General features: G+C 74.2%; 10 protein-coding genes. 5 read left to right on the top strand and 5 right to left on the bottom strand.

Features of this window, described 5'->3' with window-relative positions:
• Positions 1–765 precede the first annotated feature (765 nt).
• Positions 766–1,053 carry a TetR/AcrR family transcriptional regulator C-terminal domain-containing protein gene (locus ACFVHI_RS16195; protein ID WP_380339695.1) on the bottom strand — a complete coding sequence of 96 codons (288 nt, stop codon included), beginning with the start codon at positions 1,051–1,053 and terminating at the stop codon, positions 766–768.
• Between the two features lie 194 nt (positions 1,054–1,247).
• On the opposite strand from ACFVHI_RS16195, the gene ACFVHI_RS16190 reads away from it, so the two are divergent.
• The 5 genes from ACFVHI_RS16190 (at position 1,248) to ACFVHI_RS16170 (ending at position 8,699) form a co-directional block, all read left to right on the top strand.
• Entirely contained in the window at positions 1,248–2,126 is an 879-nt protein-coding gene (locus tag ACFVHI_RS16190) for an N-acetylglucosamine kinase (RefSeq protein ID WP_380339637.1), read from the top strand.
• Between the two features lie 142 nt (positions 2,127–2,268).
• Positions 2,269–5,073 carry a penicillin acylase family protein gene (locus tag ACFVHI_RS16185; protein ID WP_380339635.1) on the top strand — a complete coding sequence of 935 codons (2,805 nt, stop codon included), beginning with the start codon at positions 2,269–2,271 and terminating at the stop codon, positions 5,071–5,073.
• Positions 5,074–5,276: 203 nt separating this feature from the next.
• Positions 5,277–5,831, top strand: a complete 555-nt coding sequence (locus tag ACFVHI_RS16180; RefSeq protein WP_380339632.1) for a YceI family protein — start codon at positions 5,277–5,279, stop codon at positions 5,829–5,831.
• Between the two features lie 93 nt (positions 5,832–5,924).
• Positions 5,925–7,163, top strand: a complete 1,239-nt coding sequence (locus ACFVHI_RS16175; protein ID WP_380339629.1) for a pyridoxal-phosphate dependent enzyme — start codon at positions 5,925–5,927, stop codon at positions 7,161–7,163.
• Between the two features lie 150 nt (positions 7,164–7,313).
• A complete protein-coding gene (locus ACFVHI_RS16170; RefSeq protein ID WP_380339626.1) occupies positions 7,314–8,699 on the top strand; it encodes a hypothetical protein in 1,386 nt (461 codons plus the stop codon).
• Positions 8,700–8,763: 64 nt separating this feature from the next.
• Here the strand turns inward: ACFVHI_RS16170 and ACFVHI_RS16165 are convergent, their stop codons facing one another.
• Genes ACFVHI_RS16165 through ACFVHI_RS16150 form a run of 4 tightly spaced genes read right to left on the bottom strand, consistent with a single transcriptional unit; the run spans position 8,764 to position 22,415 of the window.
• A complete protein-coding gene (locus ACFVHI_RS16165) occupies positions 8,764–9,819 on the bottom strand; it encodes a zinc-binding dehydrogenase (protein ID WP_380339623.1) in 1,056 nt (351 codons plus the stop codon).
• Entirely contained in the window at positions 9,816–11,510 is a 1,695-nt protein-coding gene (locus tag ACFVHI_RS16160) for a phytoene desaturase family protein (RefSeq protein ID WP_380339620.1), read from the bottom strand. The genes ACFVHI_RS16165 and ACFVHI_RS16160 overlap by 4 nt, the downstream gene beginning before the upstream one ends.
• Positions 11,507–13,186: a phytoene desaturase family protein gene (locus ACFVHI_RS16155; protein ID WP_380339617.1), complete on the bottom strand. Its 1,680-nt coding sequence runs from the start codon at positions 13,184–13,186 to the stop codon at positions 11,507–11,509. The genes ACFVHI_RS16160 and ACFVHI_RS16155 overlap by 4 nt, the downstream gene beginning before the upstream one ends.
• The gene (locus ACFVHI_RS16150) at positions 13,173–22,415 is read right to left on the bottom strand and encodes an amino acid adenylation domain-containing protein (RefSeq protein ID WP_380339614.1); all 9,243 of its coding nucleotides are present in this window, start codon (positions 22,413–22,415) and stop codon (positions 13,173–13,175) included. Before ACFVHI_RS16150 ends, ACFVHI_RS16155 begins: the two co-directional genes overlap by 14 nt.
• Between the last annotated feature and the right edge of the window lie 12 nt (positions 22,416–22,427).

The following is a 22,427-nucleotide window of genomic DNA, read 5'->3' as shown; positions in this document are numbered from 1 at the left end:
CCGGACGGGCAGGGGCGGGCGGCCCGGCGCGGTCGTCCGCACCGGGCGGGGCCCTCCGGATCAGGCCGTCGCCGGAGGAGGTGCGGTCACGTGCGCGGGGCACGCCGGGACGGGGCGCGCCGGGGCGGCGCGGTCGGGCAACCCGAATTCCCGCACTGCAGTGCGGAATTCGACATCGGCCCGCCCGTACATCCGCCCGTACATCCGCCCGTGGTCCGGAACCCCACTGTCCCGGTTTCTCGCTTTCACCGGGCGGGCCGGTTCCGCGCGGGTTTCCGCGGTCACGAACGTCAAGCGGATCTCACTTTCCCTCATGACGAAGCCACTGCTGAGAAAAACGCCTCGCGAAGAGGCCGAAGCGGAGCGGGAGTTCGGTGAGAAATTCGCCAACTGCGATGAGCTTCGGCGTATGGGCTCCCGCCTGTCAAGAAGTCCGCATGTCGCCCGATCCGGCCAACACCTCGAAGCGGACAGCGCCCTCCGGTCGCAGCGGGGCACAGGTTAGGCAAGCCTCACAAACGGTGATCTCGCGCCTGCCCAGCGGGTTCCCGGGCCGGGGAGCGGCGGGGGCCGATCCGGCGGGGCGGCGCGGCCGGGATCGCCCGATGTGGGAGGAGGGCCGAAAATCGCCGCCGGTCGGCGGAATACCTGCTGTCACAGAGCCGATCGGCCGCCCCACCCGCCGCTCGCCGAGCACCGGTAAAGGCGGTCCCGAGGGGGGGCGTGTGGAGCGGCCGGGGCAACGAGGGGGCGGCTGTTGGGAATTCAGGGGGCGGTGGGGCCGGACGGGGAGAGGATCCGGGAGAGGCCGAACTCGAAGCGCTCGGTGAAGGCGGCATCCTCCAGATCCGGGACGACCCGGCCGAGCGCCGGGTAGCCGCCGCCGGCGAGGGCCGGGCCGAGGGTGTGCACGCCGCACTGGGCGGCCAGGGCCTGCTCCTCCTGGGTCAGGCCGAGGGTCAGGTACTGGATGGTCCAGAACACCCAGGACGCGCGGCGCTCGTCCAGGCCGCCGTCGAGGAGCGCGGCGATCATCGCGTCGGCGAAGCGCAGGGTGCCGGGCTCGGCGGCGTAGATGCCCCTTCCGCCGCGATCCCTCTACGCTGAGGACCGGTCAGCCCACCGGCGCCCCCTCCGGAGCCCCGGCGGCAGCCGCTCGCGCAGGTCCGCGGCGCCCTGCCGGCCGCCGACCTGATGCCGCTCACCACCACCCCGGCCACCCGCCGAGCCCGCACCGGAGGCGCCCGATGACCACCCTCCACCTCGGCGTCGACGCCGGCGGCAGCCGCACCCGCGCCGTCCTCCTGGACGCCGCGGGCGCCGTCCGGGGCCGCGGCGAGAGCCCCGGCGCCAACCCCGCCGGAGAGGGGCCGGAGCCGGCGCTCGGCCGACTGGCGGCGGCGGTCACGGCCGCCCTCGACGGGCGCGGCCCGGACCGGATCGCCGCCTGCCTGATCGGCCTCGCCGGGTACCGCTCCCTACCGGACCCGGACGCGTTCGCCGAGCGCTGCCGGGCCGCCCTCGGCCTCCGCCACCCGGTGCGGCTCGTCCCCGACACCGTCCCGGCCCTGGCCTCCGGCGGCGTCACCGACGGCCACGGCACCGTCCTGATCGCGGGCACCGGCGCGATCTGCGTTCGGCTCGCCGGTGCCCGCACGCTCGCGCGCAGCGGCGGGCTCGGCTGGCTGCTCGGCGACGAGGGCGGCGGCTTCTGGCTCGGCCGCGAGGCCCTGCGCCACGCCCACGCCGACCCGGCCGGCCCGCTCGGCACCGCCGTCCGCGCCCACTGCGCCGCCGACTCCCCCGACGCCCTGCTCCACTGGGCCTACGCCGGCCCGCCCCGCCGGCTCGCCACCCTCGCCCCGCTGGTCTCCCGGCTCGCCGAGCAGGGCGACCCGGCCGCCCGTGCCATCGCCGACACCGCCGCCGACCACCTGGCCGACCTCGCCCGCGCCACCGCCGCCCCCGCCGAACCCCTGGTCCTCACCGGCTCGGTGGCCACCGCCCCCGGCCCGATCCGCGACGGCCTCCACCACCTCCTCGCCGACCTCCACCCCCGCCTCCCCCGCACCGACGCCGCCACCGCCGCCGCCCACCTCGCCACCCGCCTCGCCGCCGGGCGGTAGGCGGTAGGCCGTAAGCGGTAGACGGTCCCGACGGATCACCAACTCCACTGCACCACACCGGAAATGGCATGCACGCCACTAGCCAACCGGTCAGTAACGCCCCTACCGTCGAGCTCCCGTGGCTTCGACGGAGGAGCTCCCCTTGCGCCTACGCCCCCACCCCCTGCGCTTCCCGGCCGCCGCCGCAGCGTCGGCCCTGCTCGTCACCGCCGCCCTGACCACCACCCCCACCGCCGCCGCCCCCGCCGCCCCGACCGCCACCGCGGCCGACTACTGCGGCGGCCACTGCCGGGACATCCTGCCGCCCGGCGAGAACGGCAACGCCACGCTCGCCGAGATCCTGCTCAACCGGATGTTCGGCAGCCGCCCCGCCCACACCGACGACCAGCTCGGCCCGTACGCCGCCCTCGCCTCCGGCTACCCGGGCCTGACCGAGGCCAAGCTGCGCGACTTCTTCAACGACGCCTCCTTCGGCGTCCCCGCCGACCAGGTGGCCAGCACCATCAGCCCGCGCGCCGACGTCACCATCGTCCGCGACAAGGCCACCGGCGTCCCGCACATCACCGGCACCACCCGCTACGGCACCGAGTACGGCGCGGGCTACGCCGCCGCCCAGGACCGGCTGTGGGTGATGGACCTGTTCCGGCACGTGGGCCGCGGCCAGCTGTCCGGCTTCGCCGGCGGCGCCGCCGCCAACCGCCAGCTGGAGCAGAGCTTCTGGCAGGCCGCGCCGTACACCGAGGCGGAACTGCAGCAGCAGATCGACGCCCTGGCGGCCCGCGGCGGCCGGGCCGCCCAGGCCCTCACCGACGCGAACGCCTACCTCGACGGCATCAACCAGTACGCCAAGGAGTCGTACAACGCCCGCACCTTCCCCGGCGAGTACGACCTGACCGGGCACATCGACCCGATCACCAACGCCGGGTCGATCGAGCCGTTCAAGCTGACCGACCTGGTCGCCCTGGCCTCCGTGGTCGGCGCCCTGTTCGGCTCCGGCGGCGGCGGTGAACTCGCCTCCGCCCAGGTCAAGTCGGCCGCCGAGGCCCGCTACGGCAAGGACGCCGGGGACGCGGTCTGGAAGTCGCTGCGCGAGGCCGACGACCCGGAGGCCGTCCAGACCCTGCACGACGGCCAGCGCTTCCCCTACGCCCCGGTCCCCGACGCCCCGCAGGGCGAGGCGCTGCCCGACCCCGGCTCGGTGGTGCCCGAGCGGATGATCTACGACGCCACCGGCACGGGCGCCGGCGCCGCGAGGACCGCCGCCCCGGGTGTGCTGCCCGGCAACCTGCTCACCGCCAAGCACGGCATGTCCAACGCCCTGCTGGTCTCCGGCGCCCACACCGACGACGGCCACCCGGTGGCCGTGTTCGGCCCGCAGACCGGCTACTTCGCCCCGCAGCTGCTGATGCTGGAGGAGATCCAGGGCCCCGGCATCAGCGCGCGCGGCGCGGCCTTCGCCGGCCTGAGCTTCTACGTGCAGCTCGGCCGCGGCCAGGACTACGCCTGGAGCGCCACCTCCGCCGGGCAGGACATCACCGACACCTACGCCGTCCCGCTCTGCACCACCGACGGCTCCCCGGCCACCACCGCCGCCAACTCCTACCTCTGGCACGGCCAGTGCGTCCCCTTCGACCGGCTGGAACGCAAGAACACCTGGAACCCGACCACCGCCGACTCCACCGCCGCCGGCTCCTACACCCTGGTGATGTACCGCAGCAGGTACGGCCTGGTGACCGCCCGCGGCACGGTCGGCGGCGCCCCGGTGGCCTTCACCTCGCTGCGCTCCACCTACCGGCACGAGGCGGACTCCATCATCGGCTTCCAGGAGCTCAACGACCCGGGCGCGGTGCACGACGCGGCGGGCTTCCAGCAGGCCGCGCAGGACATCAACTACACCTTCAACTGGTTCTACGCCGACTCGCGCGACATCGCGTACTACAACTCCGGCAGCAACCCCGTACGCGCCCCCGGGGTCGACCCCGGCCTGCCGCTGCGCGCCGAACCGGCCTACGAGTGGGCCGACTTCGACCCCGCCACCAACACCGCCCGGTACACCCCGGCGGCCGAGCACCCGCAGTCCGTCAACCAGGACTACTACATCTCCTGGAACAACAAGCAGGCCGACGGCTTCACCTCGGCCGGGTTCGGCAACGGCTCGGTGCACCGCGGCAACCTGCTCGACGACCGGGTCAAGGCGCTGCTGCGCAACGGCGGCAAGGCGAGCCGGGTCTCGCTCACCCAGGCCATGGCCGGCGCCGCCCTGGCCGACCTGCGCGCCGAGGACGTCCTGCCGGACCTGATCCGGGTGCTGCGCAGCGCCCCCGTCACCGATCCGGCCGCCGCCACCGCGCTCCAGCAGCTGGAGGCCTGGCTGGCCGGCGGCGCCCAGCGGAAGGAGACGTCGCCCGGCAGCCACGGCTACGCCGACGCCGCCGCGATCCGCGTCCTGGACGCCTGGTGGCCGCTGGTCGCGGAGGGCGTCATGCGACCCGGCCTCGGGGACCAGCTGTTCACGGCCCTGACCGGCGCCCTGCAGATCAACGAGTCGCCCTCCGGCGGCCAGACCGGTCCCGGCAGCGGCGGCCCCGTGAGTGCCAACGAGGCGATCCCGCACAAGGGTTCGGCCTTCCAGTACGGCTGGTGGAGCTACCTGGACAAGGACCTGCGGTCCGTCCTGGGCGACCAGGTGGCCGGCCCGCTGGCCCGCCCGTACTGCGGCGGGGGCGATCTGGCGGCCTGCCGGGGCGTGCTGCTGGACACCCTGAAGCGGGCGGCCGCCCAGACCCCGGCCCAGGTCTACCCGGGCGACGCGGACTGCTCCGCCGGCGACCAGTGGTGCGCCGACACGATCATCCAGCGCCCGCTCGGCGGTGTCACGGACGACAAGACCACCTGGCAGAACCGTCCGACCTACCAGCAGGTGGTGCAGTTCCCGAGCCACCGCTGAACCCATGCCGCTGTCTTCCACCCGGGCGGGGGCACCCGCGTGGAAGACAGCGGCCCGGGCCCGACGGGCGGGGACGGGGCGCAGCACCTAGCGTGGTCCGGGGCGACCGGGGCGGCACCGCCGCCGAGGTCGGCGACCCCCGAGGACCCTGCCCCCGCGATTCCCCGCAGAGGCCCCACACAGGCCCAGGAGGTAAGCCGACCATGACCGTCTCCCTGTCCGATCTCACCGGGGACTACGTCCTCGACCCCGCCCACACCCGGATCGGCTTCGTGGCGCGCCACGCCATGGTGACCAAGGTCCGCGGCTCCTTCACCGCCTTCGAGGGCAGCGCCCACCTGGACGGCGCCGACCCGGGCCGTTCCACCGCCCGGGTGACGATCCGGACCGACAGCATCGACACCGGCGTCGAGCAGCGCGACCAGCACCTGCGCACCAACGACTTCCTGGACGTGCCGAAGTTCCCGACCATCGCCTTCACCACGACGGCAATCGAGCCGCGCGGGGACGGCGAGTTCCGGGTGACGGGCGACCTCACCGTCAAGGACGTCACCCGCCCGGTCACCATCGACGTCGAGTACACCGGCAACGCCGTCGACCCCCAGGGCAACCTGCGGGTGGGCCTGGAGGGTTCGGTGACGATCAGCCGCAAGGACTTCGGGGTGACCTGGAACGCGGCCCTGGAGAGCGGCGGCGTCCTGGTCGGCGACAAGGTCGTCCTGGAGTTCGACGTCTCGGCCGTCCGGCAGGGCCAGTAGCGGCCGCAGGAACCCCTGAGGCCCGCCATCCCCCGCCCACCGGGCCCCGAAATCCGCCGGACCGGGCGCCGCAGGTCCGGTTAGGCTCCTGACATGGCGACAGACGGCTCCCTCGCAACCGGCCAGCGCTCCCTCGGCGATCCCACCCTCGACTACCCGTTGTGGCCCCCGCTCACCGCGGGCTGTCCCCGCACCGGCACCGAGGACGTGTCCTACCCCGTCGAGGTCGACTACGCCTACCTCAAGGCCGACGCGGCCGCCCTGTTCGCCCCGGGGGCGGACGCCGGGGCGCCGCGCGGCGGGCTGGAGCGGTGGGCCCCCCTGTTGCCGCCGCTGCTCGCGCCGGGCCTGGGCGAGGGCGGCACGCCGCTGGTCGAGCTCGAACCCGGGGTGTACGTCAAGGACGAGGCCCGCAACCCGACCTGGAGCCACAAGGACCGGCTGAACCGCTGCACCACCAGCGCCGCCGTGGGCGTCGGCGCGCCCGGGATCGCGGTGGCCTCCTCCGGCAACCACGGCGCGTCCGCCGCCGCCTACGCCGCCCGGGCCGGGCTGCGCTGCGTGGTGTTCACCGGGCCCGACCTGCCGCCGGCCGTCGACGCGTTCCTCAACGCCTACGGCGCCGTCGTGCTGCCGGTGCCGTGGGAGGCCCGCTGGCCGCTGCTGCGGCAGGTCGTGGACCGGCTGGGCCTGCACCCGGTCAGCAACCTCACCACCACCCACACCGGCCACGCGTACGGCCCCGAGGGCTACAAGACCGTCGCGTACGAGATCTTCCGGGACATCGGCGTGCCGGCCGCGGTGTTCGTGCCCACCGGCTACGGGGAGCTGCTCTTCGGCGTCTGGAAGGGCTTCAGCGAACTGCACCGGCTCGGCCTGGCCGACCGGGTGCCGCGCATCGTCGCCTGCGAGTCCGCGTCCGGCGCGCCGCTCGCCCTGGCCGTCCGCCAGGGCCTGCCGGCGGCCCGGGTGACGGTGGGGCCGAGCGAGGCGTACTCGATCGCCTCCCCGGTCGGCGGTTACCGGGGCGTGGTCGCGGTCCGCGAGAGCGGCGGCCGGGTGCTGACCCTGGACGACGGCCAACTCGCGGCCGCCCAGGCCGAACTGGCCCGCTCCGGGCTCTGGACGGAGCTGTCCGCGGCGGCCGGGCTCGCGGGGCTGCGCAGCCTCGGCGGCGTCGAGGGCCTCGGGGAGGCCGAGGGGCCGGTGGTGTGCGTGTCGACGTCCAGCGGTTTCAAGGACCGGGGCGTCGGCGCGCGGTCGACCGCGCCGGTCACCCCGGAGTGGGACGAGGTCCGCCGCCGGCTGCACACGGCCGGAATCCGAGGCTAGCGGGCTTCCGCGCCAACTCCCGCCCGCCGTTGGAGGCCTGCTGTTCGCCGTCCGGTTCTCCGGCGTAGGGTTGGCGTTCGCCGCGGCCGCCCAGGCTGGTCCGGATCCGCACCGCCCCCGCTCCTCCCCGTGCGTCGAAGGGCTGTCACCGTGTCCCGTTCCCCCCGCCGTCTGCTGCCGCTGGCCGTCGCCGTCGCGGCGGTGCCCGTACTCGCCCTGCCGGTCGTCCCGGCCTCCGCGGCCTCGTACGGCACTCCGACGATCACCTTCTCGGCCGGCTACCTGTCCGGCGCGGTCGGCGCCACCGGCGATCCGACGGTGTCCGTGGCGGTGGCGCAGAGCGGGGCCGCGACCTCGGCGCTGACCGTCGCCGCCTCGGCGAGCACCCGCAGCGCCGTCGCGCGGACCGGCGACGTGGCGGTGACGGGCACCGGCGGCACCCGCACCCTGGCGGTCGCCGCGCAGGGCGTCGGCTACACCGACCTCACCATCAAGGTGACCGGCCTGGGCGGCAAGACCGCGACCCGCACCCTGCACTACGCGGCCTCCCCCGCCGTCCAGTTCCCGGCCGCCAGCCGCTACCTGACCGGCTCCAGCGACGCCTCGGCCGCGGTGGACGCGGGCGGCGGCTACATCCTGGTGGGCGACGACGAGTCCAACGTGCTGCGGCTGTACGACCGCAACGCCTCCGGCGCGCCGGTCCGCACCTGGGACTTCAGCTCCGCGCTCGGCGTCTCCAAGGAGATCGACATCGAGGCCGCGGCCCGGGTCGGCGACACGATCTACTGGACGGGCTCGCTCGGCAACAACAAGGACGGCAAGGTCAAGCCGGACCGGCACACCGTGTTCACCACGAAGGTCACCGGCTCGGGCGCCAACACCCAGCTGTCGCTGGCCGGTTCGTACCACGGCCTGCGCGACGACCTGATCGCCTGGGACGGCGCCCACGGCGACCGCTACGGCTTCGCGGCGGGCGCGGCGGACGGGCAGGCGCCCAAGCAGATCGACGGATTCAACGTCGAGGGGCTGGAGTTCGCCCCGGGCAGCACCACCACCGCGTACATCGGCTTCCGCGCGCCGCTGACCCCGGCGGTCACCGGCGGCCGCGCGCTGCTCGTCCCGGTCACCAACCTCCCGTCGCTGCTGTCCGGTTCGGCCTCGCACGCGACCTTCGGCGAGCCGGTCGAGCTGGACCTCGGCGGGCTCTCCATCCGCGACCTGCGCCGCAACGACCTCGGCCAGTACCTGATCGTGGCCGGCTCCTGGTCCGCCGAGGACAACTCCGCCCCGTACGCCCTCTACCGCTGGAACGGGCAGCCGGGCTCCCAGCCGGTCAAGCTGGTCGACCTGCCGACCAGCGACGCCGGCGCTTGGGAGGCCGTCCCGGACGTGCCGAACCTGGACGCCCCCGGCGCCCGGGCCCAGCTGATCACCGACGACGGCTCCGCCGACCTGTACGGCGACGGCACCGCCGCCAAGGACCTCGCCCAGCCGGAGTGGAAGAAGTCCCGCTCCACCTGGTTCACCCTGAACTGACCTGCGCCCGGCCGGGGCGGGCCCACGAACCGCCCGCCCCGGCCGGCCCCGCGGACCGCCCGGCTCAGAGTTCGACGAGCACCTTGCCCCGGCTCGCGGAGCGGTCCACGTACAGGCTGCGGTAGGCGGCCGGGATGTTGTCGAAGCCCCGGTGGACGGTCTGCTGGTAGCCGAGGTCCCCGCTGCGGACGAGGGCGCCCAGTTCCTGCCGCAGCGCCGACCAGTTCTCCTCGGTGAACCACTCCAGCGAGAAGATGCCGCGGATGGTGGTGCGCGGGAACATGATCATCGGCAGCAGTCGCGGGCCCGCCCAGTCGCCGCCGACCTGGCTGCCCCACTGCCAGCAGACCGCGACCCGGCTGTCCACGGCGAGCTGGGAGAAGACCGCGTCGGTGAGCGCCCCGCCGAGGCTGTCGAAGTAGCGGTCGATGCCGGCCGGGGCGAGCTTGGCGATTTCCTCCCGCAGCCGCTCGGGGTCGTCGCCGTCGCGGTAGAGCAGGACCGCGTCGAAGCCCAGCTCACGCAGCCGGGCGGCCTTGGCCGGGGTGGCCGTGGTGCCGATGACCCGGGCCCCCCGGTGCCGGGCCAGCTGTCCGACCACCGAGCCGACCGCCCCGGACGCCCCGCTGACCAGCACGGTGTCCCCCGGCCGGACCTTCAGGAACTTCTCGACCGTGCCCCAGGCGGTCATCCCCGGGCCGCCGAGGACGCCGAGGGCGGTGGAGAGCGGCAGGGCGTCGTCGTAGTCGCCCCGGTCCAGCCGCCGGTAGGCGGGGAAGACCATCGGGAAGGTGCCGGTCTGCCAGAGCGCCGGGGCGCCGTTGCTGATCACATGGCTGCGCCAGCCGCCGAAGCCCTGCACGAGGTCACCGACGGCGAAGGCGGCGTCCGGCCCGGCCTCCACCACCTCCATGATGGAGTCCGCGCCCATGTGGTCGCCGATCGGGGTGTCCAGGGCGATCCCCTGGAGGTACGGGTCGACCGAGACGTACCTGGTCCGCAGCAGCATCTCGTCCGCGGCGAGGCGGACGTCCACCTCCTCGACCACCTTCCGGTACATCCGCTCGACGTCCGGCACGCCGTCCACGTGCTCGCGGACGACCCACTTCTCGACCCTCATGAGGTGACTCCAAACCGCCGGTCGGCGGGCCCGACCGGTTCGATGACCAGGGTGGGCGGCGGCGCGCTGTCGTCCACGGCGGCGGTGAACGGCCGGCCGTCGTCGCGGCAGATGAACTGGACGACGTGCCGACCGGCGGCGGCCGCCCGGATCAGTCCCCCGGTGGTCGCCCACACGCCGGAGAGGTAGAAGTTCGCCAGGCCGGGCAGCCCGGGCCCGTTGCGCTTGATCTCCTCCTCCAGCGTCTCGCCGCTCTCCACGAACGGCTGCCAGCCGAGCACCGTGCCGTCGTAGTTGCCGGTGTAGCGGACCTGGGTGAGCGGGGTGGACACGTCCTTGACCGCGACGGCGTCCCGCAGACCGGGGTGGTGCCCGTCCAGGAACTCCACGATGGCGTCCCGCACCCGCCGCTTCTCGCGCTGGTACTCGCGGCCGCGCCCCACCGGCAGGGTGTGCAGTTCCTCGCCCCGCCGCAGCCGCGGCGCCTGCTCCGGGCCGGTGCTCAACTCCCGCCAGGGGGCGATGTCGCAGAAGTAGCTGGCGTAGACGACGGTCGTCGCGGCGGGCGACAGCTCGGGGTAGTGGCGGCTGCGGAACTGGACGTTGATGCTGGGGTGGCGGATGCCGGTGAGCCGGTCGGCGACCTCGTCCTCCAACAGGTAGGTGGTGCACGGGTCCCCGGCCGGGAAGGGGCGGCGCAGGCCCAGGAAGACGGTGAGGTAGCCGGGGAAGACCATGCCGGGCTCGGTGATGGTCCGGGTGTACAGCCGCCGGTAGGTGTCGTTCAGGTAGCGGCCCTTGAGCAGGTCCAGCATGGTGGTGCGTCCGTCGCAGGCGGCGACCACGATGTCCGCCCGGATCTCCCGGCCGTCGCTCAGCCGCACCCCGACGGCCTGGTCCTGCTCGACCAGGATCTCGGCCACCTTGGTGTTGTAGCTGATCTCGCCGCCGAGCCGCCGGTAGCGCTGCTCGATCGACTGGGCCAGCCCGAGCGAGCCGCCCTCCGGCACCCCGGCCGACTGCCCGGCGTGCGAGGCGAGTTGGAAGTAGGTGGGCAGAACCGGGAAGTTGGGGTGCTTCTCGTAGAGGATGAAGTTGAACGCCTCGCGCAGCAGCGGGCTCCGGAAGCGCGCCGAGTAGTCGCTCATCAGCACCGTGATCGAGCGCCGGATGACGTTGAAGTACGGCAGGAAGGAGGCGAGCATCCGCCAGCGCTCGGCCCGGCCCATCAGTCCGACCGGCTTGAGGAAGGGGTAACGGACGAGGGCGCGGCGGAACTTGCGCAGCCCTTCGCAGAACTGCCGGATCCGCCGGGCGTCCTCCGGGGCGAGGTCGAGCAGGTGCGCTTCGAGGCGGTCGGGGTCGGAGTAGAAGTAGACGGCGCGGCCGTCCCGGGTGCGCACCACGTTGAAGACGTCGAAGTTGCGCATCACCTTGCCCTGCAGCGCGCCGAGTTCGAGCCAGATCTGGTGCATCTCGTTGCCCGGGCCGCTGCCGAGCAGCCAGCTCACGCAGCAGTCGAAGGTGAACTCGCCGCGGTCCCAGGCCGTGCAGCAGCCGCCGGGGAGTTCGTGCATCTCCAGGACGGTGGTGCGGTAGCCGTTCATCTGCGCGTAGCAGCCGGTCGACAGGCCGCCCAGCCCGCCCCCGACGATCACCATGGTCTGCCTGCTGGTACTCGTTCCGGTCATTCCGGCACTCCCACGGTGGCCCGGTCGAGTTGCGGCAGTTTGCCCAACTTGCCTGCGTGCCAAGGTTCCTGGTTGTCACTGGGCCAGGCCCGGAACGGCCGGCCGAGCTCCCGGCAGAGGTACTGCGCGGCGTACCGGCCGCTGGTGGCGGCGCGGATCAGACCGCCGAGGCCGGCCCACTGGCCGGCCATCGAGAAGCCGCGCAGCCCGGGCAGCCGCATCCGGTCCCGGTTGACCAGCCGGTTGGCGGCGTCCTCGGCCTCGGAGAAGGCCTGCCAGGCGAGGATGCTGCCGTAGGTGTTGCCGGTGAACCGCTCGGTGGTCACCGGGGAGGCGACGTCCACGAGTTCGATCCGGCGGCCGAGCCCCGGGTACGTCCGCTCCAGGAACTCCCGGACGAACGCGGCGACTTCCTGCTTGCGCGCCCGGTAGGCGCGGCGGTCGCTGACCCGCAGGTCCTTCCAGGAGCGGTAGTCGCTGAAGTAGGTGCAGTGCAGCACCGACTTGCCGGGCGGCGCGAAGCCCTCCGCGTAGTCCGAGCGCATCTGGACGACCAGGCTGCGCTGGAGCGAGCCGGGCAGCCGGGCGCCCTGCTCGGGGGGCAGCAGGTAGGTGGTGCTGTGCGGTTCGCCCTCGGGCAGCGGGCCGTCCACGCCGACGAAGGCCGAGACCACGGCCGGGTACAGGTTGCCGGGCTTGTCCAGCAGCTCGCCGTACAGCCGGTCGGTGGCGGGGCTGGACCAGCGGCCTTCGAGGAGCCGATCGAGCACCGTCGGCCCGTCGCAGGCGGCCACCACGTGGTCGGCGAAGTGCCGGGAGCCGTCCCGGAGTTGGACGCCGACGGCGCGGTCCCCCTCGACCAGGATCCGCTCCACCCGGCAGCGGTAGCCGATCACCCCGCCGAGCGAGGTGTAGCGCTCCTCCACCGAGCGGGCCAGCCCGAGCGAACCGCCCTGCGGGAAGCCCGCGTTGCCGTTGTGCGCGGCGGCCAAGGTGTACAGGTACGGCAGCAGCGGGAAGCCGGCCGGTTCCTGGAGGAACATGTTGGGCAGTGCCCGCCGCAGCAGGGGGTCCTGGAAGCGCTCGGCGAAGCCGCTCATCGGGGTCGTCGCGGTCCGCCAGAAGAGCCGGAACGCGGGCAGCACGGTGCGCAGGGTGCGCAGCCGCTCGGCCGGGCCGCGCAGCGGCGGCGGGGTGAGGTCCCAGGGCAGGTCGATGGCGGCGAAGCGGCGCAGGTCCCGGCAGAAGGCCCGGATCGACTTGGCGTCGCCGGGGGCAGTGGCCAGCAGGTGCCGTTCCAGCCGGTCCGGGTCCCCGTAGAAGGTGACGGCGCGGCCGTGTTCGTCGACGACGCGGTTGAAGACGTCGAAGCGGGTGATCGACTTGCCGTCGAGGGCGCCGAGTTCGCGCCACACCTGGTTCGCGCCGGTGCCCTCGGCGGTGCCGATCAGCCAGTCGATGCAGTAGTCGAACAGGTAGCCGTGCCGGGACCACGCGGTGCAGCAGCCGCCGGGCAGCACGTGCTTCTCGAAGATCCGGGTCTCCAGCCCGCTCATCTGCGCGTAGCAGCCGGTGGAGAGCCCGCCGATGCCCGCGCCGATCACGATGACCCGGGGCGGGCCCCCGGGGGCCCGCTCCCGGCTCGACCAGTCCGGTCCGCGCTCAGGCCCGGCCATCGGCGGTGCCTCCGGCCAGGATGGCGCCCGCCAGTTCGGCGTTGCGGGCGGCGAATTCGGCGTCGAGCATCTCGGCGTGGCTGCCGTGGCCGGAGTGGACGGCGGTGCCGGCGCTGGAGGCGCCGTGCCAGGAGCCGTGCTCGCCGCCCGCGTGCAGCGCCAGCCGGTCCCGTTCGCAGACGACGTTGAGCGGGGCCTTCAGGACGCCCAGGTTGGGGGTTCGGCTGCAGAACGCCAGGTAGTCCCGGGCCTGTTCGAGGGTCTCCTGGGCGACGATCCGGGAGCCGGTGTGCCGGTGCAGGTGCTCGTGGAGTTCGCGCTCGAAGACGGCCAGGTGCTCCTCGCCGAGCTCGAAGGGCTCGGGGATCCGGTAGGAGTCCACCACCAGGACGGAACTGACCGTACGGCCTCGGCGTTCGAGCTCCCGGGCCACCTCGAAGGCGAGGTTGCCGCCGAGCGAGTAGCCGAGCAGGACGTACGGCCCCGACTCCTCCAGCTCCTCGACCAGGTCGGCGTAGCGGGCGGTCTTGTCGTCGCCGGCGAGGTAGTTGAAGGCGGCGAGCCGGTGGTCGGGCAGGTGGGCGGCGAGCTGGCGGTAGACCAGGCCGTGGCCGCCGGCCGGCGGGAAGCAGAACACCGTCCGCCCTTCGGGCGCCCCGGGGTTGAACCAGAGGTACGGCTGGCCGCCGGCGACTTCGCCGGTGATGATCTGCTCCAGCGTGCGGGCCATCCCGTGCAGGGTGGTGACCTTGAAGAGCAGGCCGACCGGGATGCTGATGTTGAACTCGGTCTGCAGGTGGTGGATCAGCTCGATCAGCCGGATGGAGCTGCCGCCGAGTTCGAAGAAGTCGTGCTGGAGGCCGACCTCCGCCACGCCGAGCAGGTTGCTCCAGTGCTCGGCGGTGCGGATCTCGTAGAGGGTGACGGGCGGTTCGTGCTGCGCGTCGCCGGTGTCGATCCGGGGCTCGGGCAGGGCGGCCAGGTCGACCTTGCCGTTGGGGGTGAGCGGCAGGGCGGGCAGTTCGGTGAGGTGGGACGGGATCATCACGGTGGGCAGGTGCTCGGCCAGGTGGCGGCGCAGTTCCCGGCGGTCCAGGGTGGTCCCCTCGGCGGGGACCAGGTAGGCGGCCAGCACGGCTTCGCCGGTGGCGTCCCGACGGACCGTCACGCAGGCCTGGGCGAGTTCGTGGCGGGCGGTGAGGTGGGCCTCGATCTCGCCGATCTCGATCCGGTGGCCGCGCACCTTGACCTGGTTGTCGATCCTCCCGAGCAGGTGGGCGGTGCCGTGGGCGTCCCAGTGGCCGAGGTCGCCGGTGCGGTAGAGCCGGACGGGCGGGCCGTCGAGCTCCAGGGTGGTGAAGCGCCGGGTGGTCTGCTCCGGGTCGTTCGGGTAGCCGGCGGCGACACCGGCGCCGCCGATCCACAGCTCGCCGGGCACTCCGGGCGGTACCGGCTCGCCGTAGTGGTCGAGGATGTACAGCGCGCTGTTGGGGAAGGGCCGGCCGATCGGCACCATCCGGCCGGGCTCCAGGGCGTCCGCGCCGCCCTCGTAGTAGCTGGTGTCGATGGTGGCCTCGGTCAGGCCGTAGGAGTTGACCAGCCGGGTATCCGGCCCGCACAGGGCGCGCAGCCTCCGGTGCTCGGCGGCCTTCCAGGAGTCGGAGCCGACGACCAGCAGCCGCAGGAAGTCCAGCCGCAGGCCCTCGCGTTCGCAGTGGGCCAGCAGGCCGCGGGCGACGGCGGGCACGAACTCGCCGCAGTCGACGGCCTCCTCGCGCATGGTGCGGTACAGCCGGGCGGTGTCGAACAGCAGGTCGCGGTCGACCAGGACGAGGGTGCCGCCGGTGCTCAGCGCCCGGGCGAGGTCGCCGGAGAACACGTCGAAGGCGGTCCCGGCCATCTGGAGGTGCACCCGGGCCTCGGTGTCGAGGCGGTACTCGGCGCGCCAGCCCGCGGTGACGGCGGCGAGGTTGCGGTGGTCGACCCGTACGGCCTTCGGGCGGCCGGTGGAGCCGGAGGTGTGGATGACGTAGGCGGGGCGGTCCGGGTCGGCGGCGGGCAGCGGGCCGCTCTCGGCGGCCGGCCGGTCGAGTTCGTCCAGGGTGACGGGGCGGACGGGCGCTTCGGTGCCGAACGGGTTCCGTTCGGCGACCACGACGAGGGCGGCTCCGGCGTCGGTCACCTGGTAGGCGAGCCGGTCGGCCGGGTGGCCGGGGTCGAGCGGCAGGTAGGCGGCGCCGGCCCGCCAGATCGCCAGCAGGACGACGATCAGCTCGGGTGACTTGTCCAGGCAGACCGCGACCACCGAGCCTTCGCCGACGCCCAGTTCGCGCAGCCGCAGGGCCGTCCGCTGCGCCCGCCGGTCGAGCTCGCCGTAGGTGAGGCGGCGGACGCCGTCCGGGCGGGGGGAGGTGACGGCGACGGCCTCGGGGTGTTCGGCGGCGGCCTTGGCGACGAGTTCGGGCACCGGGGTGTCGTGGTCGGCCCGCCGGTCGGCGCCGCTGAAGCCGGTGAGGATGCGGCGGCGTTCGGCCTCGTCGAGCATCCGCAGCCGGCCGACCGGGCGGTCGGTGCCGGCGCTGGTCATGGCGTCCAGCAGGTTGCGGTAGTGCGCGGCCAGCCGCTCGACGGTGGCGGCGTCGAAGAGGTCGGAGTTGTACTTGAACACGCAGTGGAAGCAGCCGTCCCCGCGGTCCTCGTAGGCGGACAGCGTCATGTCGAACTGTCCTTCCTCCTCGGGGAGTTCGATGTACTCCAGGCGGTAGCCGAAGCGTTCCACGGCGACCTTGTGGGTGAGCAGGATGAACATCGCCTGGAACACCGCCGAGCGGCTGGGGTCGTGCTGGAGCCCCAACTGCTCGACCAGCAGCGGGAACGGGTACTCCTGGTTGTCCAGGCCGCCGAGCACGCTCTCCCGCACCCGGGCCAGCAGCTCGGCCACGGTCGGCTCCCCGGCCAAACTGACGTGCAGCGGCAGCGGGTTGACGAAGTAGCCGTAGACGGAGGCGAACTCCTCCTGGGTGCGGCCGGTGACGGGGCTGCCGACCACGATGTCCTGCTGGCCCGACCAGCGGTGCAGCAGCAGGTAGTAGGCGCTCAGCAGCACCATGAACGGGGTGGCGTGGTGCGCGCGGGCCAGCTCGTGGACGCGGGCGGTCAGGTCGGCGTCGAGCCGGAAGAACGCCGAGGCGCCGTTGTGGGTCTGCACGGCCGGCCGGGGCCGGTCGGTGGGCAGGGCGAGGACGGGCATCTCGGCCGGCAGGTGGCCGCGCCAGTAGTCGAGCATCCGCCGGGCGTCGGGGCCGGCCAGGAAGCGGTTCTGGTGGTTGAGGAAGTCGAGGTAGCGGGCGGCCACGGCGGGGAGTTCGGGGGTGCGGCCCTGGCGCAGCGCCTCGTAGACCTCGAACAGCTCCTCGATGAAGGTGAAGGTGGAGATCGCGTCCGAGACGATGTGGTGGACGGCCTTCATCAGGACCCAGCGGTCCGGTCCGCGCCGGAACAGCCGCAGCCTGACCAGCGGGTCGTTCGCGAGGTCGTACGGCCGCCGGTACTCGGCGACGATCAGCGCGTGGATCTCCTCCCAGGGGCGGCCCTCGACGTCGAACAGTCCGGTGTCGGCCACCGCCTCCGGGCGGATCCGCTGGACCGGCCGGCCCTCCTCCGCGGTGAAGGCGGCCCGCAGCCCGGGGTGCCGGGCGACCAGCGCGCGGAAGGCGGCGAAGACCAGCTCGGGGTCGAGCTCGGCGCGCACCTCCACCGCGCCGCCGATGTTGTAGGCGAAACCGTCCGGGTGCAGCTGGCGCAGGAACCACAGCGCCTGCTGGTTGTGGGTGAGCGGGTAGCGGGCCTCGTCGGTGTGCAGCTCGACCTCGGCCTGCTCGGGGCCGCCCTCGGCGTCGAGCCGCTCGGCCAGGCCGGCGACGAGCAGGTCGACCAGGTCGCCGACGGTGCCGTTGCTGAGCAGCGCCACCACCGGCAGGGCGACGCCCAGTTCGCCGTGCACCCGGGCGCGCAGCTCCATCGCGAGCAGCGAGTCCAGGCCGTGCGCGCCGAGTCTGGTGTCCGGGGCGATCCGCTCGGCGCCGATCCGCAGCACGGCCGCGGCGGCGGCGGTGAACCGCTCGGTGACGAGCCGGTGCCGGGTCGGCGGATCCGCCGTGCGGTAGGCGTCCAGGAAGCCGCCGGTCTCGGCCGGGGCCTGCTCGGCGGCGCTGGCGGCCAGGTCGGCGACCAGCGGCGGCGGCGCGGGGTACCAGGCGAGGAAGGTCGGCCAGTCGACCACGGTGGCGACCAGCAGCTGGGCGCGGTCCTGGCCGAGGACGCGTTCCAGCACGGCCGTGCCGGCGTCCGGCGGGAGCGAGCTCATGCCGCGGGCGTCGCGGTAGTGGGCGACCAGGCCCAGTTCCTCGATCATGCCGGTGGCCCAGGGGCCCCAGTCGAGGCTGAGCGCGGGCAGGCCGGCGGCCCGGCGGTGGTGGGCGAGGGCGTCCAGGAAGGCGTTGCCGGCCGCGTAGTTGGTCTGCCCGGCGGTGGTGAGCAGCGAGGCGACGGAGGCGAACAGCACGAAGTGGTCGAGCGGTTCGTCGCGCAGCAGCCGGTGCAGCAGGTGGCCGCCGACCACCTTCGGGGCGTATCCGGCGTCGAAGGCGGCCCGGTCCATCTGCGGCACCAGCACGTCCTTGACCTGCCCGGCGAGGTGGAACACCCCGCGGATGGGCGGGCGTTGGCGCTGCCGGTAGTCGGCGAGCCAGGCGGCGAGGGCGGTCTCGTCGGTGACGTCGACCGGGGCGAGCAGCGGTTCGGCGCCGAGCGCCTGGAGTTCGCGCAGGAAGGCGATCCGCTCCCCGGCCGGGCTGGCGGGGTCGGTCCGGTACCACTGGTCGCGCTCGGGCAGCGCGGTGCGGCCGACCAGGATCAGCCGCCGGGCGCCGCGCCGGACCAGGGTGCGGCAGAGCAGCCGGCCGAGCGCGCCGAACGCGCCGGTGACCAGGTAGCTGCCGTCGGGGCGCAGGACCGGCGGCAGCGGGCGGGTGAGGCCCTCGGCCTGGCGGAGCCGGCTGGTGCGGCGGTGGCCGGCCCGCAGCGCGATCTCCTGCTCGTCCCGGGAGGCGAGTTCGGCGAGCAGCGCCTCGGCCTGGTCGAGCGGGTCGGCGGCGGGGTCGAGGTCGATCAGGGTGCCGCGCTGGGCGACGAGTTCCTGCTGCCAGAGCACCCGTCCGATGCCCCAGGCGGGTGCGCCGAGCGGCTCGACCCGGTCGGCGGGGTCGGCGGCCTGGGTGCCCCGGGTGACGATGTGCAGCCGGGCGTCCGGGAGGGCGGCGGGAAGGGCCTGGGCGAGGGCGATCAGCGCGTAGCCGCCGAGGGTGGCGAGCTGGCCGAGCCGGTCGGCCGTGGTGGTGTCGAGGGCGGGCTGGTCGAGGTTCCACAGCTGGACGACGGTGCGGTAGCCGGGGCCGAGGTCGGTGAGGAGCCGGGTGAGGTCCTCGGCGGAGTCCGGGCGCACGGTCGAGCGCCCGTCGCCGGACCGGTAGCCGGTGCCGGGCCGGACCAGGTGGCAGCGGGCGCCGCGTTCGGCGGCCAGCGCGGCGAGGCGTTCGGCGAGGCCGCCGGCGTCGGCGAACAGCAGTAGGTCGCCGAGGTCCTGGTCGGCGGGCGCGACCGGGGCGTCCGTCCAGGCGAGTTCGGTGAGCCAGCCGTCAATGGTGGCGAGGCCGACCGAGGCGGGGGCCTGCGCGACGTCGGCGACCCGGAAGCCGGTGATCCGGCCGACCGGGGTGCCGTCCTCGGTGTACAGGGCGAGGTCGCCGACGAGTTCGCCGCCGCCCTCGCGGGTGACGGTGGCGTGCGCCCACAGCGGCCGGTCGCCGACCTGGTCGAGCCGGACCTCCTCGATGGACACCGGCAGCCGGACGCCGCCGTCCTCGGGGGTGAGCAGCCGGGTGGCCAGCAGGGTCTGGAAGCAGGCGTCGAGCAGCACCGGGTGCAGTTGGTGGTCGGCCGCCTCGGGGCCGAGCCGGTCGGTCGGGCTGATCCGGGCCAGTGCCTCGCCGGGGCTCGCCCACACCTCCTGGACGGCCTGGAAGGCGGGCCCGTAGTCGTAGCCGCGGGCGGCCAGGAGCCGGTAGCAGTCGGGGCCGTCGAAGCGCTGTCCGCGCGAGCGGATCGCCTCGGCGTCCAGCGCCGGCCCGTGGGCGCGGCGCTGGCCGGTGCGGACCCGGCCGCCGGCGTGCACCACCGGTTCGCCGCCGGCCGGGGTGGAGGCGATGGTGAAGCGGGCGTCCTCCGGGGCGTAGCCGAGCTGGACGGGGGTGGGCTCGGTGTCGGAGAGGAACAGGGCCCGGTTCAGCTCGATCTCGGCGAGCACCACCTCGGTGCCGCCGGTGAGGGCGCGGACGGCCTGGGCGGCCATCTCCAGGTACCCGGCCGCCGGGAAGACCACCTGGCCCTCGATCCGGTGGTCGGCCAGGTAGGGCAGCCGCTCGGGGTCGAGTGCGGTGGTCCAGGCGGGTTGGGCGCTCGCGGTGCGGCGGCCGAGCAGCGGGTGGTCGACCTCGCCGAGCCGGACCTGCCGGACGGCGCTCGGCTCGACCCAGTACCGGTCGCGCCGCCACGGGTAGCCGGGCAGCGGCACCGGCCGGCCGGCCGGGTGCAGTGCGCGCCAGTCCGGTTCGACGCCCAGGGTGTGCAGTTCGGCGAGCGACCGGGTGAAGCAGGCGGGCTCGTCGGCGTGCCGGCGGATGGACGCCAGGGCGTGCGCGCCGTCGACGCACTCGCGGATCGCGTGGCCGAGCACCGGGTGCGGGCCGATTTCCAGGAACAGGCCGTGCCCGTCCTGGGCCATCCGTTCGACGGCGGCGCGGAAGCGCACCGGGTTGCGGACGTTGTGCCACCAGTACCCGGCGTCGAGTTCGGGGCCGCGGGCGAGGCCCTCGCGGGCGGTGAGGTAGAGCGGCAGCCGGGCCTCGTTGGGCTTGAGCGCGGCGAGCGCGGCGGTCAGCTCGTCCCGGATCGGGTCCATCCGCACGCTGTGGTACGGGACTTCGACCTCCAGGAAGCGGGTGAACACCTCCTGGCCGCGCAGGTCCTCGGCGAGTTCGCGCAGCGCGTCGGTGTCGCCGGCCAGGGTCACGGCGGAGGGGCTGTTGACGGCCGCCAGCGAGACCCGGGCGCGGTACGGGCGGATCCGGCGCTCCGCCTCGGCCTCCGGGAGGCCGACGGCGAGCATGGTGCCGGTGCCGGCCAGCCGCTGCTGGAGGCGGCTGCGGGCGAGCACCACCCGGACGGCGTCGGCCAGGTCGTACACCCCGGCCTCGTGGAAGGCGGCGACCTCGCCGGTGCTGTGCCCGACCACCGCGTCGGGGCGCAGGCCGTGGCTGCGCCAGAGCGCGGACAGGCCCAGCTGGACGGCGAAGTTGGCGGGCTGGGCGAGCCAGGTCTCGGCCATCCGGGAGTCGGCCTCGTCGCGGTGCAGTTCGTCGAGCAGGGACCAGCCGGCCTGCTCGCGGATCTCCCGGTCGCAGGCCTGGACGGCCGCCCGGTAGACCGGTTCGTTCTCGTACAGGCCCCGGCCCATGCCCCACCACTGCGGGCCCATGCCGGTGAACACCCAGGCCAGGCGGCGCTGTTGGCGCTCCCGGGCGCGGCCCTGGAGCACCCTGGGGTGCGCCTCGCCGCGCTCGTGGGCGGCCAGCGCCTCGTCCAGGTCGTCCTGCGTGGAGTAGACCACCGCGAGCCGCTCGGGCAGGTGCTGGCGCCGGTGCGCCAGGGTGTGGCCGAGGTCGGCGAGCGGCACCCCGGCGGCGAGCTCCCGGCGGATTCCGGCGGCGAGTTCGGGCAGTCCGGCGGCGTCCTTGGCGCTCAGCGGCAGCACGGTGCAGGCCGGCTGCGGGGCCGGGGCGGCGGGCCCGGCGCTCGGCGCCTCCTCCAGCAGGACGTGCGCGTTGGTGCCGCCGAAGCCGAAGGAGTTGACGCCGGCCCGGGCCGGCCCGTCGTGCTCGGGCCAGTCGACCGGGGCGGTCGGGATGTCGAAGGGCAGCGCGGCCAGGTCGATGCCGGGGTTGGGCCGTTCCAGGTTGAGGTGCGGCGGGATCCGCCGGTGCTTGAGGGCGAGGGCGGTCTTGATCAGCCCGGCGACGCCGGCGGCGGCCTCGGTGTGCCCGATGTTGGTCTTCACCGAGCCGACGTAGCAGCGGTCGCCCGGGCGGCGGCCGACGCCCAGCACCCGGCCGAGCGCGGCCGCCTCGATCGGGTCGCCGACCGGGGTGGAGGTGCCGTGCGCCTCGACGTACTGGAGGCTGCCGGGCACCACCCCGGCCTCGGCGCAGACCCGTTCGATCAGGGTGACCTGGGCGTCCGCGCTGGGGACGGTGATGCCGTTGGTGCGCCCGTCCTGGTTGACGCCGCTGCCGAGGATGACGGCGTGCACCGGGTCGCCGTCGCGCAGCGCGTCCGACAGCCGCTTGAGGACGACCACGCCGACTCCCTCGGCCCGGACGTAGCCGTCGGCGGAGGCGTCGAAGGCGCGTGAGCGGCCGTCGGCGGACAGGAAGCCTCCCTTGGTCTCGGCGATCGTGTACTGCGGCGCCATGTGCAGCAACGCGCCGCCCGCCAGGGCGAGTTCGGTCTCGCCGCGGAGCAGGCTCTGACAGGCGAGGTGCACCGCGACCAGGGAGGAGCTGCAGGCGGTGTCGATCGAGACGCTGGGGCCGCGGAAGTCGAAGCAGTGCGAGATCCGGTTGGAGACCATCGTCATCATGGTGCCGGTGGCGGTGTGCGCGGCGAGCGTGCGGAAGTCGAGGTCGGCGAACTGGAGGATCTTGTAGTCGAGGGTGAAGGCCCCCATGTAGACGCCGACGTCGCGGCCGGCCAGCTCGCCGGGGCGCAGGCCGCCGTCCTCCAGGGCCTCCCAGCTGACCTCCAGGAGCTTGCGCTGCTGCGGGTCCATGTGCTCGGCCTCGCGCGGGCTGATGCCGAAGAAGTCCGGGTCGAAGGTGTCGAACCCGTCGATGTAGCCGCCCCGGCCGCCGATCAGGCGGCCCGGTTTGGAGCGGTCGCGGCTGCCGAGCGTGCCGGTGTCGTAGCGGTCGGCGGGTGTCGCGGTGAGGCAGTCCCGGCCCTCGACGAGGTTGCGCCAGTAGGTCCGGTGGTCGTTGGCGTGTCCCGGCAGGCGGCAGCCGATGCCGGTGATCGCGATCCGGTCGCAGGGCACGGCGAAGGGCGAGGTGGTCATGATCCAATCCGA

Source organism: Kitasatospora sp. NPDC127121 (assembly GCF_042677305.1).
Classification (GTDB): Bacteria; Actinomycetota; Actinomycetes; order Streptomycetales; family Streptomycetaceae; genus Kitasatospora.
This window is presented reverse-complemented; position numbering and strand designations above follow the sequence as displayed.